Raw genomic sequence first — 23403 nt, 5'->3', positions numbered from 1 at the left:
TGTTGCGCGCCTTCCCGCGCCTGGTCCTCGCGGCGTGCCTCGTCGCCATGTTCGGCTGCGGGCGCTCGGAGCCTCCGCCTGCCCCGCGCGAGGACAGGCTCGCCGTCTTCGCCGCCGCCTCGCTCCGCGAGGTGTTCACCGCGATGGGCGAGGACTTCGAGCGCGCTCACCCCGGCGTCGAGGTCACGTTCAACTTCGCCGGCACGCAGGAGCTCCGCACGCAGCTCGAGCACGGCGCCGCGGCCGACGTGTTCGCCTCGGCCGATCAGCGCCACATGGACGAGCTCGTGAAATCCGGGCGCGCCGTGGGCCCGGTCGTCTTCGCGCGCAACGAGCCCGTCCTCGTCGTCGCGCGCGAGAGCGCCGGCGCGATCCGGGGGCTCGCCGACCTCCCCGGCGCGGACCGGATCGTCACCGGCGCCCCGGAGGTCCCGATCGGCCGCTATACGCTGCAGATCCTCGATCGCGCGTCCGCGTCCCTGGGCGCGGACTTCCGCGCGCGCGTCGAGGCCAGGCTCGCCTCGCGCGAGCTCAACGTGCGCCAGGTGCTCACCAAGGTGCGCCTCGGGGAGGCGCAGGTCGGCGTCGTCTACCGGACCGACGCGCAGGCGGCGCAGGACGGCGTGACCGTCGTGGCGATCCCGCCCGAGGTCAACGTCGTCGCCGAGTACCCGATCGCGGTCGTGGCCGGCGCCGCGCACCCGGGGCTCGCGCGCGCCTGGGTCGACCTCGTGCGCTCGGAGGCCGGGCAGAGCGCGCTGCGGCGCGCCGGGTTCCTCGCGCCGTCCGGGGGCGGATCGGGCCCGTGAGCGCGCGCCTCCGCGCGGAGCAGGGCGCCCTGGCCGCGATCGGCGCGGTCCTCGTGGCGTTCCTGGCCGTCCCGATCCTGGCGCTGTTCGTGACGGCCACCGCGGCGGACGTCGAGCAGGGGCTCAGCCACCCCCTCGTGTGGCCCGCGCTGCGCCTGAGCCTCGTCACCACCGCGGCCAGCCTCGCCCTCGTGGTGGTCCTCGGGACGCCGCTCGCCTGGACGCTCGCGCGCGCGCGCGGGCGCCTCGCGCGCGCGGTCGAGACGGCGGTGCAGCTGCCCATCGTGATCCCGCCGGCGGTCGCCGGGGTCGCGATGCTGCTCGCCTTCGGGCGGCGCGGGCTCCTCGCCGGCTGGCTGTACCCGGAGGGGTGGTCGGTGACGTTCACGACCGCGGCGGTCGTCATGGCCGAGGTGTTCGTCTCGGCGCCGTTCTTCGTGCAGGCGGCGACGAGCGCGTTCCGGCGGGTCGACCCGAAGCTCGTGGTGGTGGCGCGGACGTTCGGCGCGTCGCCGCTCCGGGTGTTCTTCCGCGTGGCGCTGCCGCTCTCGGCCCCGGGGCTCGTCGCGGGGGCGGCCATGAGCTGGGCGCGCTCCCTCGGCGAGTTCGGCGCGACGCTCATGTTCGCCGGGAACCTGCAAGGCCGGACGCAGACGCTGCCGCTCGCCATCTACACGGCGCTCGAGTCGGACATGCGCGCGGCGCAGGCGCTGTCGATGGTCCTCGTCGCCGTGGCGTTCGCGCTGCTCCTGTTCGTGCGGGCCGCGGCGCGGCGCTCCGCCGGGCGCGGCGAGGCGGCGCCGTGACCGGCGCGGAGGGGCTGCGCGCCCGCGTGACGGCGCGGGTCGGGCGGCTGCGCGTCGACGCGGAGATCGAGACCGGAGCGGGGACGCTGGCCCTCGTGGGGCCCAACGGCGCGGGGAAGACGAGCCTGCTCTCGCTCCTGCTCGGCGTGCTCCCCGTGGACCGGGGGCGGGTCGAGATCGGGGGCGCGGCGCTCCTCGACACGGCCGCCGGCATCGACGTGCCGGTCGAGCGGCGCGGGATCGGCTACGTACCGCAGGACTACGCGCTGTTTCCGCACCTCACCGTCCGGGAGAACGTCGCGTTCGCGGTGAAGAGCGATCCATCGCGCCGGAGGGGCGCGTCCGTCGGCGCGCGCGTGGACGCGGTGCTGCACGACCTCGGCATCGCCGAGCACGCGGACCGCCGGACCGAGGCGCTCTCCGGGGGCGAGAGGCAGCGCGTGGCGCTCGCGCGCGCGCTCTCCGTGAGCCCGCGGGCGCTGCTGCTCGACGAGCCGCTGGCCGCGCTCGACGTCCATTCCCGCCGCGAGGTGCGGGCGTTCCTCGCGGGGTACCTGGAGGCGCTCGCCCTCCCGACGATCGTCGTCACGCACGACGCGGCCGACGCGCGGCTCCTCGGGAGGCGCATCGCCGTGCTCGAGGCGGGGCGCGTGACGCAGGCCGGGACGTGGGAGGAGCTTTCGGCCCGGCCGGCGTCGCGCTTCGTGGAGGAGCTCGTCGCGTCGGCGCGCGGCGAGGAACCCAGTCGATGCCCTGAGCCACGGCCGACCTCGGAAAACGAGCTGCCGCCCGCGCGCCGCTCCGTCAAAACGCGACGCCCAGGCTGAGCGCGCCCAGGGCTTGAGCGATGAGGGGACCAGAGCGCGCCTCGTCGACGGCGATGACGGGGCGCGGCAGGAGCGTGAGACAGGTGAGCTCGAAGCCGAGGCTCACGCTCGGAAGAAAGAAGAACTGGGCGCTCAGCCCCACGTCGGCGGCAAAGAAGAAAAACCCCTCGCTGCGCCCCACGAGCGGCAACGTGACGTCGCCGGTGGCCTGGAGGTGATAGGCGCCGATGCCGAGGAGCGGCCCCCATTCCCAGTGAGGACCGGCAGCTGCTTGCGCGAGGTTCCAGCTGGCCCGGAGGAGCGCGAGCTCCTGGCGCACCTGGGCAGCGCCGCCTTCACCGCGGAACTCGGCGCCGAAGAGGGGGCCGCCCAGGAGCAGACCGAGACGGAGGCTCTCGTCGACGCGATAGTGCGCCCCGATCTGCGCCCCCGCGCCGCCGCCGATCGGAGGCGTGAAGAGGACGAGCCCTCCGGTGCGCAGGTGGAAGCGGGGAGGCTTCTGGGAGAAGCGGAGCACCTCGGGGGCGGGCGGCTGCGCCTCGACGCCGAGCACGTCCCGCGCGGGGGCTTCGCCCGAGCCGAGCTCGAGGAGGCTCGCGCGCAGCAGATCGACGGCGCGCACGGCGAGGAGCATCGGGCCATCGCTCGAAGGGTCGATGAGGAGCCTGCGCGTGGTCGTCTTGCCGGTCACGCGATCCACGATGCACACCTCGGCGGCCGTGCCGCTGCCGTCGCGGCTCAGCGCGACAGCCGCGAAGGCCTCGCTCTCCTGCGCCTTTCGCTCGAGCTCCTCGGCCCCGGGAGGGCGCGCGCCGCTCCCGAGCGCGATCACCTCGAAGGACTGCAGCTCGAGCTCGGCGCTGAGCCGTCCGAAGGCCTCGAAGAGCGTGGCGTCGCGCGGGGGCGGCCGCACGACGAGCACCCGCTGCGCCCAGGCCAGTCGAGGGCAGACGAGCAGCAGCAGCAGGACGAGGAGCGTTCGCGCCCGCTGACCCATGGATCAGGGCTGCGCGGCGAGCTGTCGGGCCGTCTTGGCGTGGACCCCGCTCGGAAAGAGGCGCAGGTACTCCTGCGCCACCACGCGCGCCGCGGCGGGCCCCTCGAGGATCTGGACGGTGCGCATCTTTCCCGCGAGCGATTCGGCGGCGAAGGGGCCGCTCGGCGCCTCGCGGAGCGCCGTCTCGTACCAGGTCCTGGCGCGCGCGGCGGCGCCGCGGCCCTCGTGCAGGCGCCCGAGCAAGAAGGCGGCACGACTCCCTGCGGCCTTCGCGTAGCGCGAGCGCAGGGCCAGCAGGGCCTGCTCGGCGAGCTCGCCCTGCCCCACATAGCGGGCGGCGTCGGCCAGGGCGTTCAGATCGGCGGCGTCGCAGGAGGCGAGACAAGCCTGCTCGCCCCGCGCCGCGGCCTCCTGGACGACGCGCCGGAACTCGCCCTGAGAAACGAGCTTGGTCCAGGACGGTTTGCCGCTCGTCGGCGCGGCCAGGGGCGCCGGATCTTCGGAGGAGCTCGGCTCCGGGGAGCTCGCGGGCTCGGGCGGTGCCGGCGCGACCTCGGCGCCCTCTCCCTGCGCGGCGGGAGGCGCGGGCTCGGGGCCGTGCGCCGCGGCGTCGCTGACGAGGAGCGTCCTCGCCGACGCGTCCCCCACGAAGCGCTGCCCCGCGCGCACGCTCACGGCGCCGAAACCGGCATAGCCCTCCACCTCGACCGAGCCCTCGTGCAGGATCACCTCGAGCCGCTCGCGGTCGGCGTCCCAGTGGAGCTCGAAGCGCGTGCCCGTGACGCGGACCACGAAGGGACCCGCCACGAAGCGCCAATCGCTGTGCCCGGTGTGCGTGATCTCGGCGTCGACTCGGCCGCGCTCGACCGAGACGCGGGCGCCGCTCTCGTTCTTGATCTCGTCGATGCGAAGCCGCGCCCCTGCCGCCGCCCGGATCTGCGTCCGATCGGAGAAGGTGATGGCGGCCGGGTGATCGAGGGGCACGCGCACATAGCCGCTCTCCTCCTCCGCCCCTTCAACGACATAGTCGAGGCCTCGCTCCGGCAGCCAGAGGAAGAGAGCGAGCAACACGCTCCCGGCGAGGGCGAGCGGCGCTGCCCAGCGCACGACCGCCCGCGGCTTGCTCGCGCGAGCCTGCTCCTCGTCGACGCGGCGCAGGAAGGCGGCGCGCGCCTCGATGCGCTCTGTCTCGCTCAGCCGAGCGGCGCGCTGCAGGAGCTCCGCAACGGGATCGAGCTGTCGTCCGGGGTCGCTCATGGCCAGAGTCCTTCACGCTGAGACAAAAACTCCTGGAGGGCTGGCTCACGCGCCTTTCGCAAGAGCTCGCGTGCGCTCTCGAGCTCCCGGCGCAACGTCGATTCGGACACGCCGAGGGCCGCGGCCGTCTCGAGCATGTCGAGGCCTTGGACGTGGCGCAGCACGAAGGCCATGCGCCGGCGCGTGCTCAGCCTGTCGAGCGCGCGGTGGAGAGCGCGGAGCACCTCGCGATGCTCGAAGTCGACGCGCTCGAGGGCGCGCTCGGGGAGCTCCCCGCTCGGGGAGAGGCCCACCCAGCGGCGTATCTTGCGCTTCCGGATCTCGAGCGCCGCTTGCCGCGCCGCGATGGTCGCGAGATAGCCACGGAGGGCCTGCCCGTCCTGGATGCGCGCGGCGCCCTGGATCAGGGACAGGAACACCTCCTGGACCAGATCTTCGAGGCTCGTATCGGGGCCGAGGGCGCCATAGAGCACACCTCGCACGAGGCCGGAGTACCGATCCCAGATGACGGCCATGGCCTCGCGCTCTCCTGCGGCCGCGCCGGCGACCAGGCTCGCGTCCGACCGCTTTTCAGCGGGAAAGCGGGCCAAGGTGGGCACCGGCGGCGGTGATACGGAGCGCGTGGGGTGAGCCACTCCCTCCTAGTTACTTGGGGGCGTCTCGACCCGCCAGAAAAATTCGGCAGCTGCCGGCCCGCGGGGTCGAGGCAGGAAACTCGGAGCATTTTGCTTGCGCTCCACGGCATGGCCTCCCAGCTTTGCCTCGTTCCTTATGCGTCTCTCCCGCAGCACCTGGGTCCTCGGAGTCGCCGCGCTCTCGGCCGCGGCCTGGGGGTTTTCCTGTGAGGACCAGCTCATCCAGACGGCCACGCGGCTCCCCGGGGACGCGGGCCTCGGCGGCAGCTCTCCTTCCCTCGCGGACCTCGCTTGCGAGGGAGATTCGCCCGACGACGAGCTCCCTCCGGGCGCCGCCTTCGGGGAAGGAGAGGAGCTCGCGCGGTCGCCGCTCGTCAGCGAGAGCTATGGTGCGCTCGAGGGCCCCGGTCTCTCCATCACGGCGCGCGATACCTTCCGCGTCTATTGGAACGGCGCCCTCATCGCCGTGAGCGAATCGGCGCGCGCTCCGCGCTTCGTGCCCCTCTCCTTGCTCCCGGGCGACAACGTGATTGCCGTGAGCGTCCATGCCGCAGCGGGGACCCCCGCGGCGCTCGTCCAGATCGACGAGCTCGAGCGCAGTTACGGGAGCGGCAGCGACTGGAAGCTGAGCACGGCGCCGGAAGGAGACTGGACGGCGCCTGGCTACGACGACAGCGGCTGGATGGCGGCGCACGAGCTGGGGAGCGCGGGAGATCTGCCGGGCTGCGATCCCGGGGGTTCCTTTCCATCGAACACGACGGCTCGCTGGATCGGGCCGGCGCCCGGGACGAGGGGGCCCATCGCCCTCCGGAAGGTGATACGGGTCGAGCCGGTCGGCTTCGGCGAGGGCACCACCGGCGGCGCAGGCGCGACGCCCGTGCTCGTCTCGAGCTGGGCCGATCTCGAGAGGCTCGCCGGCTCCGACGCGCCGGCGGTGCTCCTGCTCGCCGAAGGCACCCACGATTTCCGCCGCAGGGGAGCGGACGTCGCGGACATCGAGGTGTGCCCGAGCGCCTGCGCGGAGGATGCCGAGAAGACGTTCTATCAGGTCCTCACCGGGGATGCGACCTGCGCGAGCCCGCTCGTCGGCGCGACGCGGAACGATCGCATCCTCCGCTTCGGCTCGAACAAGACGCTGGTCGGGCTCGGACGCGGCGCGGCGCTGCCGGGCGTGACCATGGCACTCGACGGGAGCCAGAACGTCATCATCCGCAACCTCGCCCTCTACGATCTGAACGCCGGCATTCTCGAAGCGGGCGATGCGTTCACGCTGACAGCCCCCTCCAGGGTCTGGATCGATCACGCGACCGTCAAGTGGATCAGCGACGCCTTTACCGACATCCTCGCGGGCACGAGCGCGGTCACCGTCTCCTATGTCCACTTCGACGGGAGCAACGAGGCGGAATGCGGCGGCCGCGAGCGCTGGGCCTCCACGATCACCGACTCCGAGGTGACGATGCACCACTGTCGCTTCGATGAAGCGAGCACGCGCGCCCCCCTCGCGGTCGGCTCCCGGGCGCGCGTCCACCTCTTCAACAACGTGTTCTCGAACATCTCGGGGTGGGCGGTCGGCGCTTCGTGCGAGGGGCAGCTGCTGCTCGAGGCGAGCGTGTTCGAGAACGTCGAGGCAGCGACGCGGCGCTCGATCTGCAGCGACTCGACGGGCATTGGGCTCCTCTTGGCCGTCCCTGGCTCGAACCTCTACCGCGACGGGAGCGGCGTTCACCTGGGCGGCGGGGGCGAGGAGCCAGCCGATGAAGTCTTCACGCCTCCTTACGGCTACGCGCCCGAGCGGGCGAGCGACGCCTTTCCCCAGGTGCTCTCTCGCGCCGGCGCGGGAGGGCCCTGGGCGCTGCCGCTCGCGCGCGAGTAGCGCCCGCTTTTTTTTTGACGGGTCCGACCTCCCTCGAACAACCACCCGTCGTGTTGCCCTTCAGCGCGCTCTTCCGCCATTCCGGCGGTGGTCGAAACTTCCATCATCGTTCGCTCGGGGCGGTCGCGTGGATCTGCGCGGGCCCTCTCGCTCTCGTTGGCTCGTTCGCCTGTTCGAGCGAGCAGGACGCCGCCCCGCTGACCTCCGCGGCCGGAGGCGGCTCATCCGCCGCATCCGGCGGGCCCTCGAGCGGCACGACCGCGTCCGGCGGGCCCTCGAGCGGCACGACGGGGAGCGGAGGCGCGGTGTCGCCCGGCGGCTCGGGCGGCGCTGGCACCGGCGCGAGCGGCAGCTCGGGGACCGGCGGCGACGGGGGCGGCGGCTCAGGCGCAGGTGGCTCGGGCGGCGGCAGCGGCGCGTCCGACTGCAACAGCGTGACAGGTGGGCCGCTCGTCGAGGTGAACCGGGATGGCTCGGGGGGTTTCACCTCGGTTCAAGCCGCGATCAACAGCGTCGCCAGGTCGAACACGACGCCCACCGTGATTCGCATCGCCCCTGGGACCTACACCGAGAAGCTCGTCGTCGACCGCCCCCACCTGACGCTCTGCGGCCAGGCAGGTCAGGCGGAGACGACCGTGCTCACCTACGGCGACAGCGCCAGTACCTCGAACGGCGCAGGGGGCACGCTGGGCACCTCGGGGAGCTTCAGCGTCAACATCTCCGCGAGCGACGTCTCGGTCGAGAACATCACCTTCGTCAACAGCACGGGCCCAGGCATCCAGGCCGTCGCTCTCCTCGTCTCCGGGAGCCGCGTGCAGTTCCGTCGCTGCCGGGCCCTCGGTTACCAGGACACGCTCTACGTGAAGAACGGCACGCAGTACTTCAGGGACTGTTACATCGAGGGCAGCGTCGACTTCATCTTCGGGGGCGCCACGGCCGTCTTCGAGAACTGCACGATGCACAACGCCGCGGGCGGGACGGCGATCACGGCGCCGAGCACGGACGAATCGATCCCTTTCGGGATCGTGTTCCTCGGAGGACGGGCCACGGCGGCCGGCTCGGTCAGGTCCGGCTCGGTCGCCCTCGGTCGCAACTGGAGGCCCTACGGCGCGACCGCCTACCTCGGGACCGAGCTCGGCGCGCACATCGCGCCCCAGGGCTGGGTCCGCATGGGCGACAACACGCTCGCGACCGCGCGCTTCGCCGAGCACATGACCACGGGACCTGGCGCGAAGCCGAGGGAGCGAGCCCCGGAGTCCAGGCAGCTCAGCGCGGCCGAGGCTGCGAGCTACACGGTCGAGAGCATGCTCGCGCCCTGGAGGCCCACGTTCGCGGACTGAGAGCGCCTCTCATCGACCCTTGTCCCTCAAGACCAAAGAAAGTTCAAAGCGCGATGAAACAGAACCTCTTCGCCTCCTTCCTCCTCGCGCTCTCCCCTCTCGGCCTCGCCCTCGCCTGCGGGACTTCAGCGCCCGACGGCCCGGGAGGCATCGACTCGCTGGCAGGGGGAAGCGGGAGCACGGGCGCGACGACGGGAGGCGCGGCGAGCGGAGAGAGCTCGGCCGCCGGAAGCTCGGTCACGGGTGGAGATCCGAGCCCGGGAGGCACGGGGGGCGGCGGCTCGGCGAGCACCTCGGGGGGAGCGGACGGCGGCGCGCCGGGCGCGGGTTCGGGGGGTGCGGGCGGCGACGGAGCCGGAGGCGCGGGCGGCGCCGTCGACAGCGAGGGTTGTCCCCTGACCCTGGAGGGCTTTGCCAGCGTGAGCGGCGAGGGCCAACACGGGACCTATGGCGGACGAGACGGAGAGACGGTCACGGTGACGACGCAGGCCGATCTCGAGAAGTACGCCGGCGCGGCCGAGCCCTATGTGATCCGGGTCCAGGGAAAGATCACGATGTCCCCCAAGGGCAAGGAGATCTCGGTCGCATCGGACAAGACCATCGTGGGCGTGGGCGCGACGGCCGAGATCTCCCAGGGGGGGTTCTTCCTGGGAAGCGGGGTGCACAACGTCATCCTGCGGAACCTGACCATCGGGGACACCTTCGTCGAAGGAGACTGGGAAGGGAAGACGCAGGACTTCGACGGCGTCCAGATGGACACGGCCCACCACGTCTGGATCGATCACTGCCATTTGCACCACATCGGCGACGGCATGATCGACAGCCGCAAGGACACCTCGTACTTGACGGTGTCCTGGAGCATCTTGAGCGACCACAACAAGGCGTTCGGGATCGGCTGGACGGAGAACCTCACCGCGCAGATGACCATCCACCACAACTGGTTCCGCGACCTGAACCAGCGCAACCCCAGCACGGACAACGTGCTCCGCGCCCACCTCTACAACAACTGGCTCCAGCGCATCGACTCCTACGGCAACTACGCGCGCGGCGGCACCAACATGGTGCTCGAGAACAGCGTGTTCGACACGGTGAATCGCCCGCATTACTATGACGACGGCACGCTGGTCGCCACGGGGAACATCTACCGTTCCACGTCGGGGGACAAGGAGTCGAGCGGCTCCGCGGTTTCCTTCTTCGATCCGAACGACTTCTACGAGTACTCCCTCGATCCCGCGGACCAGGTCGAGGCGCTGCTCACCAGGTGCGCAGGGCCGAGACCTGAGCTCGGCCTTTGAGCCACCGACCTCGATCCGGGCGAGCTCGATCTCGAGCTTCGCCTCGCGGGTGCGGGCCCTCGACTCGAACACGCGCAGGATGACGGCGGTCCGATCGAGCACGTCGACGCCGAGCGCCCCCTCGAGGTTCCGCAGCTGGCCAGGGCCGAGTTCGTCGTCGGCGACCACGATGAGGTGCTGCGCCGGCCGGGGCGCCGCGCGGTCGGCCCGGCGCGCGTCCGGTCCGCGCGGGACCTCGCCCGTGCCCCCGGTGAGGGCGGCGAGCTCGCGGAGCTTCCCCTCGCCGAGGTACGTGGGGGACGAGCGCGCGCTTTATCGCGGTCGGGGATCGCGGACAACCGGCGAGCGAGGTCACGCCCTCTGACGACGCGCCCGCGGCGGCTCCGGCGCGCCGCCCGAGGCGGCCTTCGGACGGCCGCCGACGAACGCCGCCAGATGCTCGCCGGTCAGCGTCGACTTCGCCGCCACCAGGTCGGCCGGGGTGCCTTCGAACACGATCCGCCCGCCGTCGTGGCCCGCGCCCGGCCCGAGGTCGATGATCCAGTCGGCGTGCGCCATCACGGCCTGGTTGTGCTCGATCACGATGACCGACTTGCCGGCGTCGACGAGCCGGTCCAGGAGCCCGAGCAGCTGCTCGAGGTCGGCCAGGTGCAGCCCGGTGGTCGGCTCGTCGAGCACGTAGACGCCGCCGTCTTCGCCCATGTGCGTCGCGAGCTTGAGCCGCTGCCGCTCGCCGCCCGACAGCGTGGTGAGCGGCTGGCCGAGCCGGAGGTAGCCGAGCCCCACGTCGGCCATGCGCTGCAGGATCGCGTGCGCGGCCGGCGTACGCGCCTCGCCGGCGCCGAAGAAGCGGGCCGCGTCGTCGACCGACAGGTCGAGCACCTCGGCGATGTTGAGCCCGCCGAACCGGTATTCCAGCACCGACGCCTGGAACCGCCGGCCCTCGCACTCCTCGCAGACCGTGGCGACGCCGGCCATCATCGCCAGGTCGGTGTAGATCACCCCGGCGCCGTTGCAGGTCGGACAGGCGCCCTCCGAGTTGGCGCTGAACAGGGCGGGCTTCACGCCGTTGGCCTTCGCGAACGCCTTGCGGATCGGCTCCAGCAGGTCGGTGTACGTCGCCGGGTTGCTCCGCCGCGAGCCGCGGATCGGGGTCTGGTCGACCGCCACCACCCCTTCCCGGCCGCACACCGAGCCGTGGATGAGCGAGCTCTTGCCCGACCCGGCCACGCCGGTCACCACCACCAGCACGCCGAGCGGGATGTCGACGTTGACGTTCTGCAGGTTGTGCGTGCGGGCGCCGCGCACTTTGATCACCCCCGACGGCTTCCGCACCGACGGCTTCAGGGAGGCCCGGTCGTTCAGGTGGCGGCCGGTGAGCGTGCCGCTGGCCCGCAGCGCGTCGACGGTGCCCTCGAAGACCACCTTGCCGCCGGCGGTGCCGGCGCCGGGGCCGAGATCGACGACGTGGTCGGCGATCGCGATCACCTCCGGCTTGTGCTCGACCACGAGGACGGTGTTGCCCTTGTCGCGCAGCCGCCGCAGCAGGTCGTTCATCCGCTGGATGTCGTGGGGGTGCAGCCCGGCCGTCGGCTCGTCGAAGACGTAGGTCACGTCGGTGAGCGACGACCCGAGGTGGCGGATCATCTTGGTGCGCTGCGCCTCACCGCCCGACAGCGTGCCGGACGGCCTGTCGAGGCTGAGGTAGCCCAGCCCGATCTCCACGAACGAGTCGAGCGTCTCCCGCAGCGTCGCCAGGAGCGGCGCGACGGACGGCTCGTCCAGGCCGCGCACCCACGCGGCGAGGTCGCTGATCTGCATCGCGCAGGCGTCGGCGATGTTGATCCCCTTGATCTTGGAGGACCGGGCGGCCTCGTTGAGCCGGGTGCCGCCGCACTCGGGACAGGTGGTGAAGGTGACCGCGCGGTCCACGAACGCCCGGATGTGCGGCTGCAGCGCGTCGACGTCCTTGGACAGGTACGACTTCTGGATCGACGGGATCAGCCCTGCATAGGTGAGGTTGATGCCGTCGACCTTGATCTTGGTCGGCTCCTTGTGGAGCAGGTCGTGCAGCTCTTTCTTGCTGAACTTGCGGATCGGCTTGTCCGGGTCGAAGAAGCCGCAGCCCCTGAAGATGCGGCCGTACCAGCCATCCATGCTGTAGCCGGGGATCGTGATCGCGCCCTCGTTGAGCGACTTCTTGTCGTCGTACAGCTGCGACAGGTCGATGTCGGAGACCGAGCCCATCCCCTCGCATCGCGGGCACATGCCGCCGTTGACCTCGAACGTGCGCGCCTCGGTCTTCTTCCCGCCGGCCTTCTCGACGACGATCTGCCCGGCGCCGCGGACCGAGGGGACGTTGAACGAGAAGGCGTTGGGCGACCCGATGCGCGGCTTCCCGAGCCGGCTGAAGAGGATGCGCAGCATGGCGTTGGCGTCGGTGGCCGTGCCGACCGTCGACCGGACGTTGGCGCCCATCCGCTCCTGGTCGACGATGATCGCGGTCGTCAGCCCTTCCAGGACGTCGACCTCGGGCCGGGCCAGCGTCGGCATGAACCCCTGCACGAACGCGCTGTAGGTCTCGTTGATCAGCCGCTGCGACTCCGCCGCGATGGTGCCGAACACGAGCGACGACTTGCCCGATCCCGAGACGCCGGTGAACACGGTCAGCCGCCGCTTGGGGATCTCGACGCTGACGTCTTTCAGGTTGTTCTCCCTGGCGCCCTGGACGCGGATCAGGTCGTGGCGGTCTGCGGCGTGCTGGCTGGAGGCGGTCATGTTTCGCGATCCTGTCATGGATGTTCGACGGTTTGTGAAGAGATCCCCCCGGCCGGCTGCCCGCTCAGTCGGCGCGCCGCCCGCTGCGCCACCTGGTGGCATACGGCAGCACGAACAAGTACAGACCGGTGAACAGGAGCAAGGCGAGCGGGAGCAGCGGCGAGTAGGTCACCCAGGCGGGAGGCTGCCCCTGTCCCGAGGCCAAGGCGACGAAGTTGGCGATGACGGCCACCGTGAAGGCGACCGACACCCAGCGGTGGCTCTCTCGAACCAGTTTGTTCACGGGAGCCTCGCGAGCAGCTCGACGAGCTTTCCGCCCATCATCTTCCAGCCGTAGCGCGCGCCGCCGAAGTTCTGCTTCTGGTCCGGCTTGAAGCCCGATTGCTCGAGCGACAGGCGGGTGCCCGACGCCGTGGGGGTGAGCGTGAAGGTCACGACGGTGTCGAGAAAAGGCACGTTCCACGTGTAGCTGATCTTCCTGTGCGCCTCGATCTCGAGGATGCGGCAGTCCACGGTGCCGTCCCACCCGGGGTACGGCTGCGTCTTGAACGTGAACGCGGCCCCGGGATCGAGCTTGAACCCGACGGCGGGCAGGAGCCACTCCGCGAGCAGCTCGGGGTCGGTGAGCGCGCGCCACACCTTCTCCGGTGAATGGCGCAGATCGAATTCGAAGGAGATGGATTCGGTTTGCGACGGGGCGGTCTTGTCGATGAGGCTCATTCGTCCATTTTCTCCAGCAGGGCTTCGAGGCGATCGATGCGGTCTGTCCAGAAGGCGCGGTAGTGTGAGATCCAGTCGAGGAGCGGCTTCATCCCGCGCGGCTCCACCCGGTAGTAGACGCAGCGCCCTTCGCGCCGGGCGTTCACCAGGCCGGCGTCCTTCAGGGTGGCGAGGTGCTGCGAGACCGCCGGCTGCGAGATGTCGAAGCGCGCCGTGAGGTCCTTCACCGCCGCTTCGCCGCGCGTGAGCGACTCGAAGATCGCCCGGCGGCTGGGGTCGGCCAGCGCCTGGAAGATCTTGTCCTCGGCCGCGGCCGCGCGCTGCATGACCAACCTATAAGCCGACGCTTATGGATTGTCAAGCGCGCAGACCGGGCCGCCGGGACCGGCGGAGCGGGGTCATGATCCTCACGCTCGGTGCGCGGCCTCCGAGAGCGGCCCCCTCCGCGGTGAGCTGCGGCACACCGAGTCAACAACGCGGGCATCGGGCTCCTGGGCGCCTTCGAGGTCACGCCGATGACCACGGTGCGCGAGGTGTTCGAGACCAACACCTTCGGCGTGATGGCGATGACGCAGGCCGTGCTGCCCCAGCTCCGCGCGCGCAGGTCGGGGGTGATCGTGAACGTGACCTCGAGCGCGACGCTCGCGCCCATGCCGCTCGTGGCCGTGTACACGGCGAGCAAGACGGCCATCGAGGGGTTCACCGCGTCGCTCGCGTTCGAGCTCGAGGAGTTCGATGTGCGGGTGAAGCTGGTCGAGCCGGGCTATGGCCCGAGCACGAGCTTCACGAGCAACGGGGGGGCCCGGATGCAGGGGCTGATCCCCGAGGCGTACGCGCGTTTCGCGCAGCGCATCTTCGCCTCTCTCGGGCAGCCGTCCGCGGTGACGAGGCAGTCCGACGTGGCCGAGGTGGTGTGGCGCGCCGCGAACGACGCGACCGGGAAGCTCCGTTTCCCGGTCGGCCCCGACGCGGTCGCGCTGGCTCGGTCGACATGAGCACCGTCGACGGGGCGCGGGGGCCGTCGCGAGCCGCGACCGGGACGCCGTCGCGCGCTCCTTCTCGGGGCTGCCGCTGGCCCCGGTCAGCCCGGGTGTGCCGGCTGCCGGACCGAGTACTCGGTGCCCGAGCGGAAGGGCACCGTCATCGACGCGAAACCGTGGCGCGGATCGCGCACGTAGGCGACGTAATCGCGGTAGTCGGCCCTGAAGACGCCGACGTTGTCGGTCACCACCACGGCGCCCGGACGCAGGGCCGGGGCGACGAGCTTCAGCACGTCGAGGGCTCGCAGGGGAAACCCATCGTTGAGCATGAAGTCCACCTCGCCGAGGTCGGCCCGCAGCGTCTCCGTCGCGTCGCCGACGCGGATCTCGGCGAAGGACGCGAGCCCCGCCTCCTCCAGGTTCGCCTGCGCGCGCCGCGCCTTCTCCGGCACGAGCTCGGTGCCGATGACGCGGCCGCCGCCGTTGTCGCGCACCGCCGCCGCCAGCCACAGCGTCGAGACGCCGAACGACGTGCCGAACTCGACGATCGTTGTGGCGCGGAGCGCCCGCGCCGTCAGGTAGCAGAAGGCGCCCTGGTCGCTCCCGATCGCGAGGTACTTGTCGGCGAAGTCGAGCTCCGTGCCCGGAACGTCGATGCGGCGGCCGAGGAGCATCCGCGGCAGCTTCGGCAAGAGATGGAGGATGACGCCAGGCACCTGCCGGTCGGCGTCGTCGTGGAGGCGCCGCAGCACGGCGCGCACCCGCCCGTCGGGCAGGATGGCGAAGGGATCGGATTTCATGGGAGGAGAGCCTAAGCAACCGGCGCCTTGACCGCATTGCGCAATCAAGACAAATTGTTGTTCAAAGCGGTCATGGCAGCGAAGCGGCGGAGCTCGGGGGCGACACGGATTGAGCATCCGACGGGCTGGACGATCCGCGGAGACGTCCAGGTGGCGAACGAGCCCCGTGGCGCGGCGGCGTCGCTCGAGTCGCTCGCGACCCGATTCGCGCTCGAGGCGCGTGGGCGCTGGAAGACCGAGGTCGCGCGGCCGGTGAACGCGATCGGGCTCAGCATGGCGAGCGGCGGGCTCGAGAGCGAGCCTCACGCGCACCGCGAATCGCAGCTCATGTACCTGGTGCGCGGAGAGCTGGTCTGCGAAGGGTCGAGCGCCCTCTGGATCGTGCCGCCGCAATCGGCGCTGTGGATCCCCGCGTCGGTGACCCATCGGATCCGCGCGCGCGCGCCGCTCGAGGGCTACAGCGTCTTCGTCGAGCCCGGCGCGGCGCCGCGCCTCCCGCGGGATTGCTGCGCGGTGTCGGTGACGCCGCTCCTCCGCGAGCTCTTGCTGCGCCTGGCGACGCGCCCCGCGCTCTACGACCTCGACGGGCCGGACGCGCGGCTGGTGAGCGTGCTCCTCGACGAGCTCGCGACCGTCTCCATCGAGAAGCATCGCCTGCCGATGCCGACCGATCCGCGGCTCCGTCGTCTGGTGGACGCGATGACCGCCGATCCGGCGAACGGCGCGACGACGAAGGCGTGGGCGAAGCGAATCGGCGTCGGCGAGCGCACCTTGAACCGTCTCCTGGTCGAGGAGACGGGCTTGAGCTTCGGCCGCTGGCGCCAGCAGCTCCACATCATCCTCGCCATCCAGAAGCTCTCCCGCGGCGCGGCCGTGCAAAGCGTGGCGCTGGACCTCGGCTACGAGAGCGCGAGCAGCTTCGTGACCATGTTTCGCAAAGCGCTCGGGACGTCGCCCGCGCGGTACATGGCGGGCCGCCTGGCCGCGCCTGCTTGAGCGGAGGTGGGATGGCGAGGCCCGGAGGCGGGCGCTCCGGGACGGGAGTCGCCGCGCTACCGCAGGATCTCCTCGAGCAACGCGTTCGGCGCGCCGCGGCGGTCCTCGCCGAACGACGTGACGCCCAGGCCGTAGTACTGGTTCATGATGGTGAACCACAGATCGCGGAGCTGGCGATCGCTGCCGAGGGCGCCGTAGGCGACGTGCGCGTCGTTCAAGAAGACGCCGTCGCCGCCGAGGAGCACGATGGGCAGGTCGTACCCGTCGTGATCGTGCGAGCGCATCTCGCTCATGTGCACCATGACGCAGTGATCGAGCACCGTGCCGTCGCCCTCGGGGATCGCGTCCAGCCGCTGCGCGAGCTGCGCGCTCTTCTGGTTGAGCCAGCAGTTGATCGCCGCGTAGTCGAGGTTGCTCTGCGCGATGATCTTGTACTGGCCATTCTGGGTCGCCTTGTCCAGGTTGCCGGCGGCGTGCTGGGAGGAGTGGTAGTGCAGGCTGCTCTCTCTCCTGTACGCGAGCCCCACCTTGGCGCGGACGTCCTCCGGGATGCACCGGTACTCGAACTCGGAGCGCATGTCGTCGAGCATGTGGGTGATCACGCGCGTCACGTCGCATTGAATGGCCATGACGATGAGGTCGATCATGACCTTCGCGTGATCTTCGTGCTTGTACGGGCCGGCTCCCGTGTTGTCGTTCTCGTTGAGCCCCTCCGCCTGGCCCGGCGGCTCGGGGACCACGCCGGGCTGGCCGATCGGGCTGCAGCCGAGGCCCCCTTGCCCCGGCGTCATCGTGTCCTGGACGCGGGTCGCGTTCTTCTCGATCTCGCGCAGCGAGTCCAGGTATTGCTGGACGATCTTGCGATCGTCGGAGCCGACCCGGTTCATGAGCGAGTTCGCGTCCGCGAGCACGCCGTCGATGACGCTCTTCTCGGCCGCCGCGCGGCGCTCCGCCTCGATCCTGGCCTCCTCGTCGCTCTGCCCTGGCACGCCGGCCCCCACGCCCGCGCCGACGAGCGCGTCGAACACCGCCTTCGGGTTGACCGAGCGCTTCAGCGGCTCGCGCGGGCTCTTCCACGAGACGACCTGGTTGTAGGCGTAGCTGCGCTGGTCGAAGAAGCCGGGCTTGACCCCGAGCCCCGTCTGCAGCGACGGGATGCGGGTCGCCTGCTCCGGGCCTGCCTTCTGGACGATGAGCTGGTCGACCGAGACGCCGTTGCCCACCCACTCGCCGAGGTCCTGGCGCGCCTCCCTCCCCAGCTGATCGGCGTCCACGCAGGTCGAGAGCGCCGCGCCGAGGCGCGAGTGGGAAGGCTCGATGTAGGGGTGCTGCTCCGTGCTCCACGTGTAGTTGCCGAGGCGGCTTATCATGAGCATCTTCGACTTCACCGGCGCGAAGTGCTCGAGCACCCTCGGCAGCTTGAAGTCGGCGCCCTTCAACGTCTTCCCGAACGCCGGGGCCGTCTCCCACCAGTGATGGGGCGCCCCGTTCGGGAACGTGCAGAGCAGGAAGCGCTTCGGGGTGCCGGGCTCCCCCGCGCGCGCCCCGCGCGGCGCGAGGCTCTCGAGCCACGGCAGCGCCAGACAGACGCCCGCGCCGCGCAACAGGTTCCTGCGTGTCATCAAGCGTTTCATGTGCGCATCGCTCCTTCGTGCCTCGCCTCGTGCAGAAACAACGCGCGCGGCCTCACCGCGCCTTGCCCTTCCCTCGAAGGCGGAACGCATCGCTGGTCACCACCTGCTTCACCAGATCCGCGATCGTCCCCCCGCCCCAGCGCTCGGCGATCTCCTTGAGCCTGGTCCTGTCGTCGCCGCTCGGGCGCCGGCGCAGGGCATAGCTGAAGAGCTGCTCCGAGGGGCACGCCCCCGACCGGGCGCCCTCGACGAGCGCCGGCACGAGGCCGGAGATGTCCTCGAACGCCGCGCCCTCGTACACCCCCGTCGCGTCGACCGGGTCGCCGTTCGGGTACGCGGTCCGGTAGGCGCCGATCGGATCGAAGTTCTCCAGGCTCAGCCCGATCGGGTCGAGCACGTCGTGGCAGCTCGCGCAGTCGGGCGACGCGCGGTGCTTCTCGAGCGCCTGGCGTACATTTTCGACGGGGCCCTCGTCCCCGCCCGCGTCGCCGAGCTCCGGGATGTCCACGTTGGGGGGCGGCACCAGGGGTACGCAGAAGAACTGCTCCAGGATCGTCTTCGCGCGGGACGTGGGAGAGGTCCTGTCGGCGCGGGACGACAGCGTCAGGAACGCCGGGAGCGTGAGGAACCCCCGGCGCACGCCCTCGGGGTCGTTCGCGGTGAGCGGCTCGACGAGCCGGCTCTCCGGGTGGGGCGCCGTGAGGAACTCGGACCAGGGCCGCCCGCCGGTCGTGAACTCGGCGAAGTAGGCGTTGGCCTGGTCGAGCATCGCGCCCTTCACCTCGTCGTTCCAGAGCGGGAACCGGGTCGCGTCGGCGTTGTGGCTGGGGAGCGTGCGCGTGCCGAGCCACTGCCCGAAGAAGTTCTGGAAGAAGGCGGCGCTCTTCGGGTCGGCCAGCATGCGGTCCACCTGCTCTTGGAGCTCGTCCTCGGTGGCCAGCCGATCGGCCTCCGCCGCGTCGAAGAGCTCCTCGTCCGGGAGCGAGCTCCAGAGCAGGTACGAGAGGCGCGACGCGACCTCGTAGCCGTTGAGGGCGCCCGCCGATCTCGCCGAGTCGGGGCCCAGCTCGATCCGGAGGAGGAAATGCGGCGACGTCAGCAAGGTCCGGACGACGTGCTGCACCGCCTGGACGGGGGACATCTCCAGGGCGGTCCGCGCGTGGGCGTACTGCGCCGCGTACCGCTCGACCTCCGCCGCCTCGAGCGGGCGCCGGAACGCGCGCAGCCCGAAGCGCTCGATGATCTCGCGCGCGCACCCGTCGCCCGCGCCTTGCGCCGGGTCGCACACGAGGATCTTGGCGCGCTGCGCCTCGTTCGAGAACGCGTCCTCGGCGAGGGTCCTGGCGGCGTCGTAATACCCCTGGACCAGGACCTGCGAGAGGTTCGAGAGCGCGCTCACGTTCGCGTCGTAGCCCTTCGCGCCGAAGGCCGGGAAGCCGTCCGCGGGCCTCAGGCGCGTTCCCAGGAGGTGGGCGACCGTCGAATTGTACTCCGAGGCTGTCATATGGTGCAGCGGCATCCCGTCGACAGCGAGGGCGACGTCCTGATCCGGATCGCCGTCGTCCTGCCCCGGAGCGCTATCGCTCCCGAGGGTACCAGTGCACGAGATGCTCAGGAGGCATCCCCCGGCGGCGAGCCAGGGACGCGCGAACACTCGCTCCAATCTGAACGTCATCATCGGCTCCCGCGTATGGAATCGGCTATTCCCCCTAGTGACCGGTGCGCGCGGATTTCGTGATCAAATCGACGTCGCGGCCGCGCGAAGATCAGGCCGTGCCCTGTGCACAGAAGTCTACGGTGATGGTGTTGCTCCCCGGGCTGCCCGGGTGTGGGGCGGACGTGGAGGGCCCCCTCGGAGCCTGGCGTGGTGGCGGTGCACCGCGTCGGAGAACGCCTGTCGAGCGGCCCTCAGCCGCGCATACACGGTGTTGACGTTCACCCCGATCTCCTGCGCGATCTCCGCCGCCGGCATCTCTTCCAGATCGGCGAGGAGGAGCACCACGCGCTTCTCCTCGTCGAGGGACGCCAGGAGGTCGTGCGCCATGCGCGCGGTCTCCGCCCTCGTCATGGCCTCGTCGGGGCTGAGGTCGCTCGGCCCTGCGAGCTGCTCGGGATCCACGATCTCCCCTGTCCCGCGGTGGGCCGGGCTCTGGCGGCGCAGCGACCGCCGGTGCGCCTGCACGACGTTGGCCACGATCCCGAAGACCCACGTCTTCAGCGAGGAGCGGCCCCGGAACTCGGGGAGCCGTCGGTGCACGACGACGAACACCTCCTGGCACACGTCCTCGTGCGACGAGGCGTCCACGCCGAGGCGGCGCACGGTCCGACCGACGAGGGGAAAGAGCTTGCGGTACACCTTGACGAAGTCGAGCGGCGCGGCGTCGTCGGGGACGGCGGAGACCGCGTCGGCGGGCGGAGCCGTCGACGGAGCGACCGCCGCGCGGGCGGTCACGGGCTGGGCAGCCTTCGCACGCACCATCGGTACGAACACAACCCTCTCGGGGTAGGAGCCGAGCTCGATCCCGATGGCGAAGGTGCCGGTATGCATCACGACCCCCTCAGGGCAAAGTCGAAGCAGGAATCCCAGTATTGTGAACGCTCACATTTTTTATGTCAACGAGGATCTGTCCATCCGCGGCCACGCTCGACGTCGCGTCGCTGGCGCTGGCGCTGGCGAGACTCCCCCGGAGCGGCGCGTCAACAAGACGGGCGCAGGGCCACGGTATTGTTCGATGTGGATTCCAATTTCGGGATCGAGGCTCCCTCGCGCCGATTCATTTGAGTTGACATGGTCTATGTGAACGCTCACAATTCTGTCTCGGGGCGTCCTTCCGCTTTGTCCCGGGTAGCCGTCGTGTGCACCGGACTCTTGGTCCTTGGTACCGGGCTCGAGATCCGCGCTGACTCCGCTCGGGTGTCGTAGACGCAAGCCATGGCGAGCTCGCGGGGGCTCGCCCGCGCTGGGCTCGCTCAGGCGGAGCCGATCCAAGTGAGCCCATCCTGACGGAGGGAGCAGAATGGCGATAGGTCGGACGAGATCGTGGTTCGGATTCACGATGACGGCGTGCATCGCCGGCGCGTGCGGCGGCGCGCAGACCGCCGACACGCCCCCTGCGGCAGCGCCGCCCGCGCCGGCGGCGGCCCACGCGACGGGCGCCCCTCCAGCGGCCCCGGCCGCCACATCCGCGCCATCTGGGGGTGAAGCCGTGAACGCAAAGCCCGCTTCCGTCTCCAAGGCGCCCTTCGGCAACGCCGATGGCAAAGAGGTGCTCCTTTACACGCTGACGAACGCGAACGGCCTGGTCGCGAAGGTGATGACCTACGGCGCGACGGTGACCGAGCTCCACGTCCCCGACAGGACAGGGAAGATGGGCGACGTCGTCCTCGGCCACGACAACCTCGACGGGTACCTGAAGAGCAGCCCGTACTTCGGGGCGACGGTCGGCCGCGTGGCCAATCGCATCAAGAACGCGCAGTTCCAGCTCGATGGCAAGACCTACAAGCTCTCCGCGAACAACGGCGCCCACACGCTGCACGGCGGCAAGAAAGGCTGGGACAAGGTCGTCTGGGACGCGGAAGCGACCGAGACGCCGCGCGGCCCGTCCATCAAGCTCACGTACGTATCGAAAGAGGGGGAAGAAGGATACCCCGGCACGGTCAGCGCAACCGCGACCTACACGCTCACCAACGAGAACGAGCTCACGGTCGAGATGTCGGCGACGACCGACAAGACCACGATCGTCAACATGGCCCACCACAGCTACTGGAACCTGGGAGGGCACGCCTCGGGCTCCGTCGCCGACCAGGAGCTGACGCTGCACGCCGACAGCTACACCCCGCCGGACGCCACCGACATCCCCTCGGGCCAGATCAAGCCGGTGAAGGGGACGCCGCTCGATTTCACCGCCGCGAAGCCGATCGGCAGGGACCTGAAAGCCGTGGGCGGCAAGCCGGTCGGATACGACCACAACTTCGTCGTCAACGGCGACCCGCACAAGCTCCGCCAGGCGGCGCGGGTCAAGGATCCGAAGACCGGTCGGGTGCTGACGGTCGAGGCCGACCAGCCGGGGATCCAGTTCTATACCGGCAACTACCTCGACGGGTCGATCAAGGGCAAGGGCGGCGCGGTCTACGACCAGTACAGCGGCTTCTGCCTCGAGCCGCAGAAGTTCCCGAACTCGATCAACGTCCCGGCCTGGAAGAACGAGGTCATCCTCAAGCCCGGCCAGCGCTACGCGCAGACGGTCGTCTTCCGGTTCACCACCGAGTAGCTCGTCGATCGTCGCCCGCGCTGCCCGGCGGCGCCTGCGCGCTCACGCGAACGTCGCGATCGGCGTCACGTCCGCCGACCGGCCCAAGGAGGATCCATGCCCCGCTCGAGCTCATGCAGTATCTCGCTCCTCGTCGCGCTTTCAATCGCTGCCTGCGGGTTCGACGACGGCGCCGCCGGCGGCGGCGGCTCGGGCGGCAGCGGAGGAAAAGGAAGCAGCAGCTCTTCGAGCAGCAGCAGCAGCTCTTCGAGCACCAGCACCAGCAGCAGCAGCTCTTCGGGCACCAGCACCAGCACCTCGGGCGCGGGCGGCACGGACGACCCGAACCCGAACGGCGGGGGAGGACAGGGCGGGACGGTCGATACGGTCGGCACCGAAGGCGACGGCGATTTCGAGATCGGGCCGCGCTACCAGGACGCCCCGGAGATCAAGAGGATCGACGGCGTTCCCCAGGGGCGGACGTTCACGTTTACCCTGTCCTCCCGGGAGAGCGAGATCTTCACCGGCCACGACCCGACCTTGAACGACAATGCCAAGGGGGATTTCAACCGCCGCGTGGAGGTCGCGATCCCCGCGACGTACGTCGACGGCGCGGAGGCGCCGTTCATGGTCGTGCAGGACGCGCGCGACAGGAACGAGATCATCAACACGATCAACAACCTCGTCGCGGACCCGGACGACCATTTCCCGAGCGTCATCGCCATCTTCGCCGCGAGCGGCGGGGGCGACTCGTACGGCAGCGAGCGGGGGCTCGAATACGATACCATGTCGGACGCCTATCAGAGGTTCGTCGATACGGAGCTCCTCGAGGCGGTCAAGAACGATCGAGCCGTCCGCGCCGCGTACCCCAACCTGAAGTTCACGAGCAACCCGGACGGCCGCGCCACGTATGGATGCAGCTCGGGCGGGGCGGCGGCGCTGACCATGGGCTGGTTCGGGCACGACACCTACCGCAAGATCGTCACCTACTCCGGCACGTTCGTCGACCAGCAGAACCCCCGCGCGCCCACCGAGGCCGAGTATCCCGACGGTGCCTGGGAGTACACGGAGGGGCTCATCCGGGAGAGCCCGCGCAAGCCGCTGCGCATCTTCCTGCAGGTCGGCGAGAACGACCTCGGCAGCACCAGGGATGAGGCCAGCCACCACAACTGGGTGATGGCGAACCAGCGCGTGGCGGCGATCCTCAAGGAGAAGGGGTATCATTACCGCTTCGTCTACGCGAAGGGCGCCGGCCACTGCGAAGGGAGCGTGATCAGGCAGACGCTCCCCGACACGCTGCGCTGGATGTGGCGGGGCTATCCGGTCGATTGACGCACGGTGGTCCAGCACTGCTGGGCCCCGCAGGCTGTGGGTCTACGAGCGCGTGCGGAGCTCGGGGAACGCTG

General features: G+C 70.6%; 20 protein-coding genes and 2 pseudogenes. 10 read left to right on the top strand and 12 right to left on the bottom strand.

The window, feature by feature from the left end; all coding sequences use genetic code 11:
- The first annotated feature begins 2 nt into the window (after positions 1 to 2).
- From modA to WMF26_RS08260, 3 genes are read left to right on the top strand one after another with little or no spacing between them, the layout of a single operon-like run.
- Positions 3 to 809, top strand: coding sequence for a molybdate ABC transporter substrate-binding protein (modA, locus tag WMF26_RS08270; protein WP_437999867.1), 807 nt, complete (start codon positions 3 to 5; stop codon positions 807 to 809).
- Complete coding sequence (locus tag WMF26_RS08265) at positions 806 to 1615, top strand: ABC transporter permease (protein ID WP_437336644.1); 810 nt, start codon at positions 806 to 808, stop codon at positions 1613 to 1615. The genes modA and WMF26_RS08265 overlap by 4 nt, the downstream gene beginning before the upstream one ends.
- On the top strand, positions 1612 to 2442 hold the full coding sequence (locus tag WMF26_RS08260) for an ABC transporter ATP-binding protein (protein WP_437999866.1): 831 nt from the start codon (positions 1612 to 1614) through the stop codon (positions 2440 to 2442). Before WMF26_RS08265 ends, WMF26_RS08260 begins: the two co-directional genes overlap by 4 nt.
- On the opposite strand, the gene WMF26_RS08255 is transcribed toward WMF26_RS08260, so the two are convergent.
- Genes WMF26_RS08255 through WMF26_RS08245 form a run of 3 tightly spaced genes read right to left on the bottom strand, consistent with a single transcriptional unit; the run spans position 2420 to position 5295 of the window.
- Positions 2420 to 3439: a hypothetical protein gene (locus tag WMF26_RS08255; protein WP_437999865.1), complete on the bottom strand. Its 1020-nt coding sequence runs from the start codon at positions 3437 to 3439 to the stop codon at positions 2420 to 2422. The genes WMF26_RS08260 and WMF26_RS08255 overlap by 23 nt on opposite strands.
- A 3-nt stretch (positions 3440 to 3442) precedes the next feature.
- Positions 3443 to 4696, bottom strand: a complete 1254-nt coding sequence (locus WMF26_RS08250) for a FecR domain-containing protein (protein ID WP_437999864.1) — start codon at positions 4694 to 4696, stop codon at positions 3443 to 3445.
- Positions 4693 to 5295, bottom strand: coding sequence for an RNA polymerase sigma factor (locus WMF26_RS08245; protein WP_437999863.1), 603 nt, complete (start codon positions 5293 to 5295; stop codon positions 4693 to 4695). The genes WMF26_RS08250 and WMF26_RS08245 overlap by 4 nt, the downstream gene beginning before the upstream one ends.
- Positions 5296 to 5467: 172 nt before the next feature.
- Here WMF26_RS08245 and WMF26_RS08240 point away from each other — a divergent pair, with 172 nt between their 5' ends.
- The 3 genes from WMF26_RS08240 (at position 5468) to WMF26_RS08230 (ending at position 9839) form a co-directional block, all read left to right on the top strand.
- Positions 5468 to 7204, top strand: a complete 1737-nt coding sequence (locus tag WMF26_RS08240; RefSeq protein WP_437999862.1) for a hypothetical protein — start codon at positions 5468 to 5470, stop codon at positions 7202 to 7204.
- A 305-nt stretch (positions 7205 to 7509) separates the two neighbouring features.
- Positions 7510 to 8544, top strand: coding sequence for a pectinesterase family protein (locus tag WMF26_RS08235; RefSeq protein ID WP_437999861.1), 1035 nt, complete (start codon positions 7510 to 7512; stop codon positions 8542 to 8544).
- 53 nt (positions 8545 to 8597) lie between these two features.
- Positions 8598 to 9839: a pectate lyase family protein gene (locus tag WMF26_RS08230; RefSeq protein ID WP_437999860.1), complete on the top strand. Its 1242-nt coding sequence runs from the start codon at positions 8598 to 8600 to the stop codon at positions 9837 to 9839.
- Between the two features lie 78 nt (positions 9840 to 9917).
- On the opposite strand, the pseudogene WMF26_RS08225 reads toward WMF26_RS08230, so the two are convergent.
- From WMF26_RS08225 to WMF26_RS08205, 5 genes and pseudogenes are all read right to left on the bottom strand, one after another.
- A pseudogene (locus WMF26_RS08225) lies at positions 9918 to 10007 on the bottom strand (hypothetical protein); the annotation flags it as partial.
- A gap of 183 nt (positions 10008 to 10190) precedes the next feature.
- Positions 10191 to 12617 (bottom strand): ATP-binding cassette domain-containing protein, encoded by a 2427-nt coding sequence (locus tag WMF26_RS08220; RefSeq protein WP_437999859.1) that lies wholly within the window; start codon positions 12615 to 12617, stop codon positions 10191 to 10193.
- A 64-nt stretch (positions 12618 to 12681) separates the two neighbouring features.
- Positions 12682 to 12900, bottom strand: a complete 219-nt coding sequence (locus WMF26_RS08215; protein ID WP_061624545.1) for a hypothetical protein — start codon at positions 12898 to 12900, stop codon at positions 12682 to 12684.
- Entirely contained in the window at positions 12897 to 13337 is a 441-nt protein-coding gene (locus WMF26_RS08210; protein ID WP_061624546.1) for an SRPBCC family protein, read from the bottom strand. Before WMF26_RS08210 ends, WMF26_RS08215 begins: the two co-directional genes overlap by 4 nt.
- Entirely contained in the window at positions 13334 to 13663 is a 330-nt protein-coding gene (locus WMF26_RS08205; RefSeq protein WP_437336633.1) for an ArsR/SmtB family transcription factor, read from the bottom strand. Before WMF26_RS08205 ends, WMF26_RS08210 begins: the two co-directional genes overlap by 4 nt.
- Before the next feature lie 141 nt (positions 13664 to 13804).
- Here WMF26_RS08205 and WMF26_RS08200 point away from each other — a divergent pair.
- Positions 13805 to 14332 (top strand): annotated as a pseudogene (locus WMF26_RS08200) (SDR family NAD(P)-dependent oxidoreductase); the annotation flags it as partial.
- Between the two features lie 86 nt (positions 14333 to 14418).
- On the opposite strand, the gene WMF26_RS08195 reads toward WMF26_RS08200, so the two are convergent.
- Positions 14419 to 15117 (bottom strand): O-methyltransferase, encoded by a 699-nt coding sequence (locus WMF26_RS08195; protein ID WP_437999858.1) that lies wholly within the window; start codon positions 15115 to 15117, stop codon positions 14419 to 14421.
- Positions 15118 to 15267: 150 nt separating this feature from the next.
- Here WMF26_RS08195 and WMF26_RS08190 point away from each other — a divergent pair, with 150 nt between their 5' ends.
- The gene (locus WMF26_RS08190) at positions 15268 to 16113 is read left to right on the top strand and encodes an AraC family transcriptional regulator (RefSeq protein ID WP_437999857.1); all 846 of its coding nucleotides are present in this window, start codon (positions 15268 to 15270) and stop codon (positions 16111 to 16113) included.
- A gap of 56 nt (positions 16114 to 16169) precedes the next feature.
- On the opposite strand, the gene WMF26_RS08185 is transcribed toward WMF26_RS08190, so the two are convergent.
- From WMF26_RS08185 to WMF26_RS08175, 3 genes are all read right to left on the bottom strand, one after another.
- The gene (locus WMF26_RS08185) at positions 16170 to 17747 is read right to left on the bottom strand and encodes a DUF1552 domain-containing protein (RefSeq protein ID WP_437999856.1); all 1578 of its coding nucleotides are present in this window, start codon (positions 17745 to 17747) and stop codon (positions 16170 to 16172) included.
- Positions 17748 to 17799: 52 nt separating this feature from the next.
- Complete coding sequence (locus tag WMF26_RS08180) at positions 17800 to 19401, bottom strand: DUF1592 domain-containing protein (protein WP_437999855.1); 1602 nt, start codon at positions 19399 to 19401, stop codon at positions 17800 to 17802.
- A gap of 138 nt (positions 19402 to 19539) precedes the next feature.
- Positions 19540 to 20295 carry an RNA polymerase sigma factor gene (locus tag WMF26_RS08175; protein WP_437999854.1) on the bottom strand — a complete coding sequence of 252 codons (756 nt, stop codon included), beginning with the start codon at positions 20293 to 20295 and terminating at the stop codon, positions 19540 to 19542.
- A gap of 658 nt (positions 20296 to 20953) precedes the next feature.
- On the opposite strand from WMF26_RS08175, the gene WMF26_RS08170 reads away from it, so the two are divergent.
- Together WMF26_RS08170 and WMF26_RS08165 are read left to right on the top strand one after the other, a co-directional pair.
- The gene (locus tag WMF26_RS08170) at positions 20954 to 22018 is read left to right on the top strand and encodes an aldose epimerase family protein (protein WP_437336625.1); all 1065 of its coding nucleotides are present in this window, start codon (positions 20954 to 20956) and stop codon (positions 22016 to 22018) included.
- 96 nt (positions 22019 to 22114) lie between these two features.
- A complete protein-coding gene (locus tag WMF26_RS08165) occupies positions 22115 to 23329 on the top strand; it encodes an alpha/beta hydrolase (RefSeq protein ID WP_437999853.1) in 1215 nt (404 codons plus the stop codon).
- The last annotated feature ends 74 nt before the right edge of the window (positions 23330 to 23403 follow it).

The organism is Sorangium sp. So ce185, assembly GCF_051526825.1.
Lineage (GTDB): Bacteria > Myxococcota_A > Polyangia > Polyangiales > Polyangiaceae > Sorangium > Sorangium cellulosum_D.
The sequence above is the reverse complement of the archived record's forward strand: the minus strand, read 5'-3'. Positions and strand labels throughout refer to the sequence as shown.

Coding starts and splice junctions, on each gene's coding strand:
- WMF26_RS08255 (WP_437999865.1), bottom strand. CDS start 3,439: ATGGGTCAGCGGGCGCGAACGCTCCTCGTCCTGCTGCTGCTGCTCGTC.
- WMF26_RS08250 (WP_437999864.1), bottom strand. CDS start 4,696: ATGAGCGACCCCGGACGACAGCTCGATCCCGTTGCGGAGCTCCTGCAG.
- WMF26_RS08240 (WP_437999862.1), top strand. CDS start 5,468: ATGCGTCTCTCCCGCAGCACCTGGGTCCTCGGAGTCGCCGCGCTCTCG.
- WMF26_RS08230 (WP_437999860.1), top strand. CDS start 8,598: ATGAAACAGAACCTCTTCGCCTCCTTCCTCCTCGCGCTCTCCCCTCTC.
- WMF26_RS08220 (WP_437999859.1), bottom strand. CDS start 12,617: ATGACCGCCTCCAGCCAGCACGCCGCAGACCGCCACGACCTGATCCGC.
- WMF26_RS08210 (WP_061624546.1), bottom strand. CDS start 13,337: ATGAGCCTCATCGACAAGACCGCCCCGTCGCAAACCGAATCCATCTCC.
- WMF26_RS08205 (WP_437336633.1), bottom strand. CDS start 13,663: ATGCAGCGCGCGGCCGCGGCCGAGGACAAGATCTTCCAGGCGCTGGCC.
- WMF26_RS08195 (WP_437999858.1), bottom strand. CDS start 15,117: ATGAAATCCGATCCCTTCGCCATCCTGCCCGACGGGCGGGTGCGCGCC.
- WMF26_RS08185 (WP_437999856.1), bottom strand. CDS start 17,747: ATGAAACGCTTGATGACACGCAGGAACCTGTTGCGCGGCGCGGGCGTC.
- WMF26_RS08175 (WP_437999854.1), bottom strand. CDS start 20,295: ATGCATACCGGCACCTTCGCCATCGGGATCGAGCTCGGCTCCTACCCC.
- WMF26_RS08165 (WP_437999853.1), top strand. CDS start 22,115: ATGCCCCGCTCGAGCTCATGCAGTATCTCGCTCCTCGTCGCGCTTTCA.